Annotated in this window: 12 protein-coding genes and 1 pseudogene; 9 read left to right on the forward strand and 4 right to left on the reverse strand. The window is 36.7% G+C overall.

What is annotated here, in order from left to right; all coding sequences use genetic code 11:
- Positions 1–5: 5 nt before the first annotated feature.
- The 4 genes and pseudogenes from V192_RS0112315 (at position 6) to V192_RS22860 (ending at position 3801) form a co-directional block, all read left to right on the forward strand.
- Positions 6–1202, forward strand: a complete 1197-nt coding sequence (locus V192_RS0112315; protein WP_025872173.1) for an amidohydrolase — start codon at positions 6–8, stop codon at positions 1200–1202.
- A gap of 124 nt (positions 1203–1326) precedes the next feature.
- Entirely contained in the window at positions 1327–1791 is a 465-nt protein-coding gene (locus tag V192_RS0112320; protein WP_025872175.1) for an NUDIX hydrolase, read from the forward strand.
- A 471-nt stretch (positions 1792–2262) separates the two neighbouring features.
- Positions 2263–2859: pseudogene (locus V192_RS22855) on the forward strand (ATP-binding cassette domain-containing protein); the annotation flags it as partial.
- 66 nt (positions 2860–2925) lie between these two features.
- Positions 2926–3801, forward strand: a complete 876-nt coding sequence (locus V192_RS22860) for an ATP-binding cassette domain-containing protein (RefSeq protein WP_420834559.1) — start codon at positions 2926–2928, stop codon at positions 3799–3801.
- Positions 3802–3905: 104 nt separating this feature from the next.
- Here the strand turns inward: V192_RS22860 and efaA are convergent, their stop codons facing one another.
- The 4 genes from efaA to V192_RS0112345 form a co-directional block, all read right to left on the reverse strand.
- Positions 3906–4835, reverse strand: coding sequence for an Mn/Fe ABC transporter substrate-binding lipoprotein EfaA (gene efaA / locus V192_RS0112330; RefSeq protein ID WP_025872180.1), 930 nt, complete (start codon positions 4833–4835; stop codon positions 3906–3908).
- A complete protein-coding gene (locus V192_RS0112335) occupies positions 4832–5689 on the reverse strand; it encodes a metal ABC transporter permease (protein ID WP_025872182.1) in 858 nt (285 codons plus the stop codon). The genes efaA and V192_RS0112335 overlap by 4 nt, the downstream gene beginning before the upstream one ends.
- Positions 5686–6441, reverse strand: a complete 756-nt coding sequence (locus V192_RS0112340) for a metal ABC transporter ATP-binding protein (protein WP_025872184.1) — start codon at positions 6439–6441, stop codon at positions 5686–5688. Before V192_RS0112340 ends, V192_RS0112335 begins: the two co-directional genes overlap by 4 nt.
- A 189-nt stretch (positions 6442–6630) precedes the next feature.
- A complete protein-coding gene (locus V192_RS0112345; protein ID WP_025872187.1) occupies positions 6631–7827 on the reverse strand; it encodes a serine hydrolase domain-containing protein in 1197 nt (398 codons plus the stop codon).
- Positions 7828–8070: 243 nt separating this feature from the next.
- On the opposite strand from V192_RS0112345, the gene V192_RS0112350 reads away from it, so the two are divergent.
- The 5 genes from V192_RS0112350 (at position 8071) to V192_RS0112370 (ending at position 11988) form a co-directional block, all read left to right on the forward strand.
- Positions 8071–9036 carry a ribose-phosphate diphosphokinase gene (locus V192_RS0112350; RefSeq protein ID WP_025872188.1) on the forward strand — a complete coding sequence of 322 codons (966 nt, stop codon included), beginning with the start codon at positions 8071–8073 and terminating at the stop codon, positions 9034–9036.
- A gap of 132 nt (positions 9037–9168) precedes the next feature.
- Positions 9169–10065 carry an EamA family transporter RarD gene (gene rarD / locus V192_RS0112355; RefSeq protein ID WP_025872191.1) on the forward strand — a complete coding sequence of 299 codons (897 nt, stop codon included), beginning with the start codon at positions 9169–9171 and terminating at the stop codon, positions 10063–10065.
- Between the two features lie 84 nt (positions 10066–10149).
- Positions 10150–11295, forward strand: coding sequence for a cysteine desulfurase family protein (locus V192_RS0112360; RefSeq protein WP_025872192.1), 1146 nt, complete (start codon positions 10150–10152; stop codon positions 11293–11295).
- A gap of 82 nt (positions 11296–11377) precedes the next feature.
- Positions 11378–11719, forward strand: coding sequence for a DUF1831 domain-containing protein (locus tag V192_RS0112365; protein WP_025872194.1), 342 nt, complete (start codon positions 11378–11380; stop codon positions 11717–11719).
- 80 nt (positions 11720–11799) lie between these two features.
- A complete protein-coding gene (locus tag V192_RS0112370) occupies positions 11800–11988 on the forward strand; it encodes a hypothetical protein (RefSeq protein WP_025872197.1) in 189 nt (62 codons plus the stop codon).
- Positions 11989–12114 lie beyond the last annotated feature (126 nt).

A 12114-nucleotide genomic window follows, 5' to 3' on the forward strand; every position in this document is an offset into this window, starting at 1 on the left:
ATCAGATGACCACAGTAACAAAACAATCAATTAAAGACGAAATTCAGCAAAATACAGATGAGGTGATCGCACTAAGACGTCATTTTCATCAATACCCAGAAGCTAGTTTAAAGGAATTTGAAACAATACAACGAATCAAAGAAGAACTGAATAAGCTGGAGATCCCTTTTGAAGAAGTAGGAGAAACAGGCCTACTTGGCACAATCAATGGAGGAAAACCTGGTAAAACAATCATTTTAAGAGCAGATATCGATGCCTTAGAATTAGAAGATGCAACCGGAAAAGAATACCAATCTAAAAATCCTGGATTAAATCATGCATGTGGTCATGATGGGCACGCAGCAGCCTTGTTAGGTGCTGCCAGAGTGTTAAAAAAACATCAAGATGATTTTGCTGGGACCATTAAATTAGCCTTTCAACCAGCAGAAGAAATCGGAGCTGGAGCTTGCCAGTTTGTCGATGGTGGTTTTGTAGAAAATATCGATCAAGTTTTTGGTATTCACTTAGATTCAAGTGTTCCTGTGGGGAAATTAGTAGCAACAAAAGGGGCTACTAATGCCTCATGCGATATTTTTAAAATTGAAGTTGAAGGATTGAGCAGTCATGTAGCACAACCGAATGTCGGTCGGGATGCTGTACTAGCGGCAGCAAGTATTGTTGTTGAATTGCAGAAAATAGCCGCGCGAGAAGTCAGTCCGTTAGATCCCGTTGTTGTTGGAATTGGCGTCCTTGATGCTGGAACCAGATATAACATTGTGGCGAATCATGCTACAATCGAAGGAACAGTCCGAGCATTCAGTCATGAAACACGAGCATTCGTCTTAAAACGTGTAGAAGAAATAGCAAATCAAATCGCTGAAGCACATCGAACCACAATTTCGTCATTCCATATCCATGATGCGGCAGGACCTTTGATCAATGATGACACGGCAACTGAATTAGCGCAGAAAGTAGCAGCTGAAATTGTTGGAAGTGACAATGTCGTGACGGACCATACTAAGAGTTTAGGCGCAGATGATTTTGCTGATTTTTTACTCAAAGCACCTGGGGTTTATGGACGAGTGGGAACTCGAAATTTAGATAACCCAGATACACAATATGGTCATCACCATGAAAAATTTGATATCGATGAAGCGGGTCTGGCGTTGGCTACAGAGTTTCATGTTCGATATGCTCTGACGTATTTGAATTCAATTGAATAGTTGTTTGTAAAAGTATAAGGATGGAAGAATTAATTGTCTTCCGTCTTTATGCTTTTTTATTTCCATTTGGTAAGTGGAGAAAGGTTCGTTATAATAAAAGAAAAAAAGGTAAGGAGTTGGAAAAATGGATTGTACATTTCAAACGGAAGATGGCCGGTTCAATTATCGTGTCGGTGCAATCATTATGAGTGACTTAGGTTTATTAGTAGTATCAAATTCAAAAGAACCTTACTTTTATTCAGTCGGCGGCCGAGTGAAGATGCATGAAACATTAGAAGATGCTATTGAAAGAGAGGTCATGGAAGAAACCGCTAATAAAATTGAAAAGAAAACATTAGGTTTTATTCATGAAAATTTTTTTACGTCTGATATAACTGGAGAAAACTATCATGAAATCTCATTTTATTATTATGTAGAACTTAAAAATAATACAGTTTCATGTCAATCGTATAATGAATTGGACGAGCAAGAAAAGTTGAAGTGGGTCCCTTTTGAACAACTTTCTCAAGTGGATATCAGGCCAGCATTTTTAAAAGAGTTGACTAAAGATAAAAATAAAACAATGCAGCACATTGTACAAAGAGGTTAGAAAATATAGCAATATTCTTGCTTTTCAAATCAATTATGTTAAACTACTTTTTGTAAAGAAAGGTGATTAAGAATGTTTTTTCTTTCAGATAAATTTGTGAAAAGAAGCAGCTCCCGACAAATGAATGTGATGAAGCATTGTTGTGGAGCCTAATAAAATGAATGCTTCATCGTCTAAAACATTACTGAATTTTCAAGACTAAACGGTAGTCTTATTTAGTGTTGCTTTTTGATGATGAACTTGATTTTTATAGCGCTGATCAAAGGACAACGTGTTTCGTACGTTGTCCTTTGTTGATATGAGCAAGGGAGAAGATAGGTGGGCCTATTTGATCGCTTGTTTTTTGTCTTGATAAGCAAATGACCTTTCAACTAAACGTATGAAATCGTTGTTTAAGCAACTTTACGTTACTGAACAGACAAACAAGTACTTAATACAATTTACGATCAAACAATGAAAAGAGGAAGAAAAATGAGTTTATTAACAATCGAACACTTGACCCAACGTTTTGGGGAAAAAATTCTTTATGAAGATGCCTCTCTTCGCGTCAATAAAGGCGATCATATGGGATTAACAGGACAAAATGGCGTGGGAAAATCGACATTAGTCAAGATTTTAACAGGTGAGATTTTAGCGGATGACGGAACGATCACTTGGCAAAACAATACCAAAATCGGTTACTTAGATCAGTATGTTGAAATTATCGGAAACAGTACGATCAACGAGTTTTTACATCAAGCGTACAAACCGTTATACGAAATCGAAGGGAAAATCAGTGAATTATACGTTGAATATGGCGAAACTGGTGCAGACAAATTATTAGAACGAGCAGGAAACTTGCAAATGCAGCTAGATGAAAGTGATTTTTATCAAATCGATACGATCATCAACGATCTTGCCAATGGTCTAGGAATTGAAGCTATCGGATTAGAACGTCCGATGAAGGAATTGAGTGGTGGACAACGATCTAAAGTTATTTTAGCGAAGCTTCTTTTAGAAGAGCCTGATGTTTTACTACTGGATGAACCAACCAATTATTTAGACGACACCCATATTCAATGGCTGGTCAATTATTTAAATGATTTTGATGGTACCTTTATTTTAGTTTCTCATGATTATCATTTCTTAAATGCCGTGACTAATTGTATATGTGATATTGAATTTGGCAAATTAACGAAGTATACAGGAAATGTGGAAAAATCATTTGCCCAAAAAGAGCAAAATAAAGAAAGCTATTTAAAACAATATCATGCCCAACAAGCGAAAATCGAAAAGGCAGAGGCCTATATTCGTAAGTACAAGGCAGGAAATCGCGCGACTATGGCGAAAAGTCGCCAAAAACAATTAGATCGAGTGGAACGCATGGCGCCGCCAGGCAGTTTAGTAAAACCACAAATTCAATTTCCCTACCAACCAATCGTCGCAAGCTTAGCGTTGATCACAGATGAATTAGTGATCGGCTACAATCAACCACTTTTAGCACCGATCAATCTATCTGTCCATAGTGGTGAAAAGGTAGCAATCAAGGGATTTAATGGGATCGGTAAATCAACATTAATCAAAACATTAACGGGAAAAATTGAACCAATCAGTGGTGAATATCAGTATCCGGCAAATACAAAAATTGCTTATTTCTCACAAGATTTGACATGGGAAAATGATTATTTGACTCCGTTAGCCTATTTAAGTGATTGCTTTCCTAAAAAAACGGTAAAAGAAATTCGCACCTACTTAGCAAAGTGTGGATTGCCTGATAAGTTAGTTAATCAGCAACTGCGTTTATTAAGCGGGGGCGAGCAGACAAAGGTAAAACTCAGCGAATTGACGATGGACTCAAGTAATATTATTTTCTTAGATGAACCTACGAACCATATCGATGCAGCAGCGAAAGAGAGCTTGCGACAAGCAATTCAGCAGTTTCAAGGAACGATCGTCATAGTTTCACATGAGGAAGAGTTTTATACAGATATTACAGATCGTGTGATCAATATTGAAGAAATGATCCAATAAAAGAAAGAGATTGGAGCAGAAGGGGGTGCCTCTGGTCCAACCATTTATTCGGATTTAAAGCCCTGAACAAAACTGATTTTTAGTTTTGTTCAGGGCTCTTCTTTTTATTTCATCAATCCATCATGGATTTTATCTAAATTCCATTTCATCATGGCGTAGTAACTGTCGCCATCTTCCCCTTTTTTTGCAATTGAATCAGTAAAAATCGTACTGTAAATCGGCAAGTCTGTTTCTTTTGATACTCGTTCCATACTGCGTTTGTCTACACTTGTTTCGACAAATAGAGAAGGAACTTTAGTTTTGTGGATTTGATCGATGATTTGTTTCATTTGATCCGGTGTTCCTTGGCTTTCGGTGTTGATTTCCCAAATATAAGCTGCAGTTAATCCGTATGCCTTTGAGAAATATTTAAAGGCACCTTCACTGGTTACTAGTAATTTTTTATTATCTGGAATATCAGCGAATTTTTCCTTGGCTTCTTTGTCTAAAGTAGACAATTTTTCAATGTATTCTTTGGCATTTTTTTCATACGTTTCTTTATTTTTAGGATCTTTTTCACTGAGTGTATCTCTGATTGATTCTACATAGGAAATTCCGTTTTGGATATCCAACCAAGCGTGTGGGTCTTGTTCATTTTCTTGTCCAGCACTGGTTAAATACATGGGTTTGACCTTTTTACTAACAGAGAAAAAGTCTTGATCTTCTTTTTTCTTAGCGGTTTCCATTAGCTTGTTGAACCAACCATTTCCACCAGTCTCTAAGTTTAGTCCGTTGAAGAATAAAACGTCTGCTTCAGAGGCTTTGGCAACATCTTCTGGCAATGGTTCGTATTCATGTGGATCTGTTCCCACAGGCACAATACTGTGGAGGTTGACTAAATCCTTTCCAACATTATCGACCATATCGGCAAGAATCGAGTTTGTTGCAACAACATTGATCTTTTCTTTATCTGCGGCATCGTCGGTTTTAGACTGACAAGCGGCAAGTAAAAATAAACTGGCTAGTGCGGTGATAAAAAGTATTTTTTTTCTCATACAGTTGGTTCCTCCGGTTTCTGTTTATTGACAAAAAATAGTCCTTTTTTGGGTGAAAATAGAAAAGCTAAAATGAAAAATGCAGCGGCTGTTAAAACGATCGTAGCGCCTGATGCTAGATTATACGAATAGCTAAAGAATAAGCCGATGATCGAACTCATTATCCCAAAGAGGGAGGCTAAAGTAATCATTGTAGGCAAATGATTCGTCAACAAGTAAGCCGTAGCAGCTGGTGTGATCAACATAGCGATCACTAAAATCGTTCCCACTGTTTGTAAAGATGAAACAGCAACTAACGTTAATAAAAACATCAACGCATAATGGAAAAACTGAACATTTAAGCCATATGCTTGTGCCATTGTTGGATCAAAAGAGGTAATCTGTAATTCTTTATAGAATAATCCAACAAAGATCAAGACAATGATTCCAACGACTGCAGTAATTACAATATCAGAATCACGTACTGCTAAAACATTACCAAAGAGAATGTGGTAAAGGTCGGTTGAGCTTTTTGCAAAAGAAATCATGATGATCCCTAAGGCAAAAAATGAACTGAACACAACACCGATGGCGGTATCATTTTTTAACTGGCTTTTTTGCGTAATAAAGCCAATTAATAAAGCCGCTAGAATACCAAAGATCGAAGCGCCAAAGATATAATTGACGCCAAACATATAAGAAGCGGCCACTCCTGGTAGAACAGCGTGTGAAATGGCATCTCCCATTAAAGACATACCACGTAAAACAATAAATGAACCAATGATTCCTGAAACCAAACCAACGATGATCGAGGTGATCAAGGCGTTTTGTAAAAATTGGTAACGAACCAATCCGTCAATAAAATTTGCAATCATGCGTCAGCCACTCCTTTGATAATAATATCGCCCATTGTTTCACCATAGGCCAACTGGATATTTTTGTTTGTAAACGTAGTTGGAACAGGTCCACAGGCAATTAGCTTTTTCTTTAAGAGAATCACATCATCAAAATAATGAGCGACTTTATGAAGATCGTGATGGACGATCAAAATGGTTTTCCCTGCTTCTTTTAATTGCTTTAGAATATCCATAATGACTTTTTCACTGGTCATATCGATCCCGACAAAGGGTTCATCCAAGACAATGATGTCTGCTTCTTGTGCAAGAACGCGTGCAATAAAAACCCGCTGTAGCTGTCCGCCAGATAATTCACCAATTTGACGCTTTGCAAATTCTTCTAGTTGTACAGTTTTAAGAGCGGCTAACGCTTGTTCTTTTTCTTGCTTTTTAGGACGCTTCATCAATCCTAGCTTTGGGTATGTTCCTAAAAGGACGACCTCCATAACGTTGATCGGAAATGAAAGATCCAGCGCACTACGCTGTTCGACGTAAGCGATACGTTTCTTTTGACCATCGATAGGCTGACCACCTACAGATACAGTTCTAGAATCTGTTTTGATCAGACCGAGCATTCCTTTTAGAAATGTAGATTTTCCTGCACCATTAGGACCAATCACTCCTGTGATCTTTCCAGCAGGAACATGTAAAGAAATATCGCTTAAGGCTATAAGACCTTGATAACTAACAGTTAAATGTTCTATTGTAAGATTATTATTATTTATAGACATAAAAAAACCTCCTTTTTAGGTTTGCCTTAAAATAAGTATAAGGTAAAGTTGAATTAAAATCAATCCATTTTTTAGGTTTGCCTAAAAATAATAAAAAAACGATTGAGGCTTGGGCATAACTATCCGAGTTATGCCCAAGCCTCAATCAGAGGATATCTGTATAAACCTTATTATATCAACTTCACCAATCTAAATCTGACTGTTATAAGGTCCTAAAGAGTTGAAGATAGAACTAGCTAATAGTTGAAGAGTTTTATCCTCAGGTTTTTGATTTGAAAGAAGAATCACTGCATTTTGTCCGTCTTTTGAAACCCGTGCATTTGATTCAAAACCTGCTTCGGTTCCATGTCCTCTAATGTAATTTTCGAAACTATAAAGACCACCCATATATTTTGACCCAATTTCAGGAGTCCAAACTGCATCAATGGTCTTTTGATCGATAATCTTTCCTCCAAGCAGATTGGAATAAAATAAATAAAGATCGCCTACAGTCATACCGACATTTCCAGTTCCAACTTCTTGATCGAATCCCAAAGGATCATCTTTGATTTCAGAGGCAAAATTTTGATCTCCGATTTTTTTGTAAGCATATGTTCGATTAGAAGATTTTATAAAGTCATTATAAAAACACGTATGAGATAGATTCAGCCCTTTAACAAAAGTTTGATTAAATAAAGTTCTATAAGATGTGTTCGTTAGCTGTTCTAAAATACCAACCAATATGGAATAATTAACAGCTTCATATTTATACTGACCATATACGCCCATAGTCGCATTAGCAATCGAAAATTGGATAAAGTCATCATCTGTCATCATGATCTTAGGTTTTTCGGTTTGACGCAAGCCCGAAGTCATTGAGAGTAGCTGCCGAATCGTTATTTTTTGACTGTCTTGAATACTTGGGTAAAAACGGTCCAATGTATCATCTAATGAAAGGTTGTTAGCTTGAACCTGTTGTAAAATTAGTGAGGCAGTCATAGCTTTTTGAATTGAACCGATCTGATAGGTAGATTGATAAGTATTTGGCTGACTTTCAGAAAAATTTGCATAGCCAAACCCTTTTTGCAAGATGACTTGTCCATTGTGAATGATTAGAGCAGTACCGATAAATTGACCATCCTCCAGTTTTTTGTTTAATTCTTCAGCAAGATCTGTGGTTGGTTGAACTTCTTTATCGAATCGTGCAGTTTGCTGTTTGTCGTTAAGAAGATTGCTTGAAGATTGGATGGTTTCAGTACTTGTTTCGCTTGAACTTTTCGGAGCATGCGCAGAGGAATTTTGGAAAAATAAGAGATACGCTTCCAGCCCGATAAGGATGATTAACATGAATAGAATGAGTCTAGGTATCCAAGGGTTGGTTTTTTTATGATGTTTTTTATAGTGCATGAGTTTCAAACACCTCCGATGACAATAATTTTACTCATACAGCGGATAAATACAAGTTGATTGTAAGAGATTTGACGAACAGTTTTGTAAGCACTAATTTTCTTCGTTTAAAAGTCGTTGGAAATTCAATTATTCGTCACAATAAAGAAAAAGATCCATGATTTTTTAGCAAATCAATGTTAGAATGTAAAGTGAAGTTTTCAATTATTAGAATAGAAAAATATCTAGATCACGGAGGAAATCATGACCCAAAAATACCAGGATAAAACATTACGAATCTTTAGTTTGAATGCCAATCGTCCTTTAGCAGAAAAAATTGCTGAAGTTGTCGGTACCGAACTTGGAAAAAGCACGGTGCGCCAATTTAGTGATGGAGAGATTCAAATCAATATTGAAGAGAGTATTCGCGGGGACCATGTCTTTCTTGTTCAGTCGACCAACCTTCCTGTTAATGATAATTTAATGGAATTGTTGATCATGATTGATGCATTAAAACGAGCAAGTGCTAAAACAATTAATGTGGTATTGCCATATTATGGATACGCTAGACAAGATAGGACAGCTAAACCAAGAGAACCGATCACAGCAAAATTAGTTGCTAATTTATTAGAAGAAGCTGGCGCAACACGCGTATTGACACTGGATTTACATACCGTTCAAGTGCAAGGATTCTTTGATATTCCAGTAGATAATTTGTTTACAATGCCGCTATTTGCTCACAACTATCGTCAGCAACAGTTGACCGGAGAAGAGATTGTAGTGGTTTCACCTAAAAACAGTGGGGTCCAGCGAGCTAGAAGTTTATCTGAGTATTTAGATGCGACACTTGCAATCATTGACCAAGATGAAGTGGACGGTGTACGCTCAGGTTATGTTATTGGAGAGGTCAAAGGCAAGACGTGTATTTTAGTCGATGATATTTTAAATTCTGGCAGCACGATGGCAACAGCTGCTAAGATTCTAAAAGAAAATGGGGCAAAATGCATTTATGCTTGTGCTTCTCACGGGTTACTTTCTAAAGGCGCTAAAGAGATATTAGATGCTTCACCGATCGAACAGATTTGTGTGACAGACTCTGTTTTTATTTCTGAAGATCGTAAGCCAGGCTCGCTGAATATTGTTTCGTGTGCTGAGCTGATGGGTGAAGCTGTGAAACGGATTCATGAAAATACACCAATGAGTCCGCTGTTTCGTTTAGAAGAAAAATAATAACGATATTCTGTTTAAATCAAGAAAGAAGTTCAGCTATTGCTTTAGACTGGACTTCTTTTTAGTCTTTATTTTGGTCGAATAAAAAAAAATTAGGGAAAGTAGTGTAAGGAATAGAAAGGGGCTACACGAGTGAAAGAACAGAAAAAAGGTGTTTTATTAGGATTTATTGCGTATGTATTTTGGGGGATCATTCCGATTTATTGGAAGTTGTTGCCTTCCGTTGATCCATTGGACATATTGTGTTATCGCATTGTTTGGTCTTTTTTGTTTATGATCATTTATATTTTGGTTACAAAGAGATGGTCATTATTTTTGACGGAGGTTAAATCTGTCATACAAGATAAGAAAAAATTAGTTGCTATCATCTGTGCCGCTGTTTTGATTTCAATTAATTGGTTCACCTTTATTTATACAGTTAGTCAAGGTCATGTTACTCAAGCAAGTTTGGGTTATTATATGAATCCGTTAGTGAATGTCTTGTTAGCAACGTTGATTTTAAAAGAGAAATTAAGTCGTTCAGGGTTGATTGCATGCGGATTAGCCTTGCTGGGGGTTCTTTTATTAACGATTCAAACAGGAGAAATTCCTTTGGCGCCGCTTATTATGGCTGTGACATTTAGTTTCTATGGATTGATCAAAAAAGGGGTATCGGTCAGTTCATATACAGGTTTAACGATTGAAACGTTTGTTATTTTACCGATTGCTTTGGTTTATCTTGTATTTTTTTCAAAACAAGGATTTATGAATTACGAATTATCGACGAATCTATTGTTGATGGGTGCAGGTGTGGTAACTGCGATTCCTTTATTACTTTTCGCTCAAGCGGCAAAACAGATCTCTTATATTATTTTAGGCTTTATTCAATATGTAGGACCAACGTTAATGCTGATATCCGCGCTATTTTTATATCACGAACCTTATTCAGCAGATCAATTTATCGCCTTTGGTTTTATTTGGGCGGGGATCGCCGTTTTTACGTATGGCAATATTTATACGTATCGCAAGGAAAAACGCCTTATGAAATAACCAGTAAAAGAATCAATCTTTGAGGAACATTTCCAGTTATGTTAAACTAATTTCATTAAAAAGGATTCAGAAAGGACGAGTTCAGTGGAACCCATTTATTTAGATCACGCAGCAACAACGCCAACACACCCGGCAGTTATTGAGATAATGGCCAGTGAAATGGCCAATACATTTGGCAATCCGTCTAGCATCCATACATTTGGCAGACAAGCCCATCGTAAGTTAGAAGATATCCGCCAAGGAATTGCGGCAAGTCTTGGTGTAAAACCACACGAAATTATTTTTAATAGTGGCGGCACAGAAGGCGATAATACAGCAATCATTGAGACGGCTCTTTCTAGAAAAGACCAAGGCATGCATTTGATTACAACAACAATCGAGCATCCAGCTGTTTTAAAAACAATGAAGTATTTGGAAGAATTAGGGTTTGAAGTAACGTATTTACCTGTCGACACAGAGGGGAATCTTGCTATTACTGATTTTGAAAAAGCGTTAAGAGAAGATACAATTTTAGTTTCTGTGATGTATGGCAATAATGAAATCGGTAATTTAATGCCAATCAAGGAGATTGGGGAACTGTTAAAAGAACATCCAGCTATTTTTCATACAGATGCTGTACAAGCCTATGGTTCTGAGCGAATTTTACCACATGAGTTGGGCATTGACTTGCTGAGTATTTCTGCTCATAAAATCAATGGACCAAAAGGTGTAGGCTTCTTATTTAAAAGCGATGCTATTTCTTTACCTTCATTTTTACACGGAGGGGACCAGGAAGAAAAACGCCGGGCAGGAACAGAAAATTTAGCTGGGATTGCCGGAATGGGCAAAGCAGTTGCGCTTTTAACAGATCTTGAAAAAGAAAAACGACATAAAAAATACATTGAATTTGAGCAAATGATCTTGGCCGAACTAGATAAAGCGCAGATCGATTATCGGATCAATGGTAATCCTGAAAATAAACTAGCTCATATTTTAAACCTACAATTTAAAGGTGTAGCAAGCGATTTACTATTGATGCACTTAGATTTGCAAGGTGTGGCGATATCAACAGGTTCAGCTTGTACTGCAGGAACTGTAGATCCTTCTCATGTTTTACAAGCGATGTACGGGAAAAACGATCCAGCGATCAAAGAATCTGTCCGCATTAGCTTTGGATTAGGAAATGATGACACACAAATCCGCCGATTAACAGCTATATTGATTGATATAATCAGAAAAATAAAGCAGTAATTGAAGAAAAGTCGGATTAGAACTAGTAAAAAGAAAGCGTACCAATTATAATAAAAGAGACAATAAATAAAGAGGTGGAAAAATGGCATTTAAAGAAAAAGCAACAGTAGAAGGCTGTACGGTATTTTATAAAGTAAATGAACAAGCAAAAAAATACACATTGAAAGATAATGGTTTCACTGAAACGAATTCAGGCAATTTTCAGTTGATTCGTCCGTTGGATGGGACGCCCCAAAGTAAAGAAGGCTTTAAATTAAAAATCACGATTGCTGAAGATTTGAAAACACTAAAGATGTCAGTTACAACGGCTAATGGTTTGAAATCAATGAATATCTTCAAAAGTGACTCTCATGCAATGAGTCAAGAGAAGTTTTATTTCTTGATGGATGGTATGATCAGCCGCGGAGTTTTCGAGAAAGCTTAACTAATCACATTAAAAATAAAGTATGTCCTTTTAGGAGATGCTTTTTTTATTTTATAGAAAGTAAGACTGGTGCAATCATTATGAATGATATTCGCTGTAAAAATGAAGAAACCATTTGCTTGTCCATGAGTGCAAGTAGTGATGGGAACAATGTTCACTTTTTGAATAGTGTAATTGAGGATAACGCTAGAAAACGAAGGTTGTCTTATCCTCTTACTCTTGGGGTTACTCAGCTTGCAGATTATCAAAAACTTGAAGAGCATTTGTAACAAAAATATGGAATGAAGTATCAAGTACTATTTAGTAAGAATTAATGATTCCCATTTCTAAGAGCTTTACTTCTTCAAAAATACTAGTATAATAAGTATCACTGAAAAGTTACGACCTTCAAATCG

The sequence above is a fragment of the Enterococcus crotali genome, from assembly GCF_000633635.1.
Classification (GTDB): Bacteria; Bacillota; Bacilli; order Lactobacillales; family Enterococcaceae; genus Enterococcus_L; species Enterococcus_L crotali.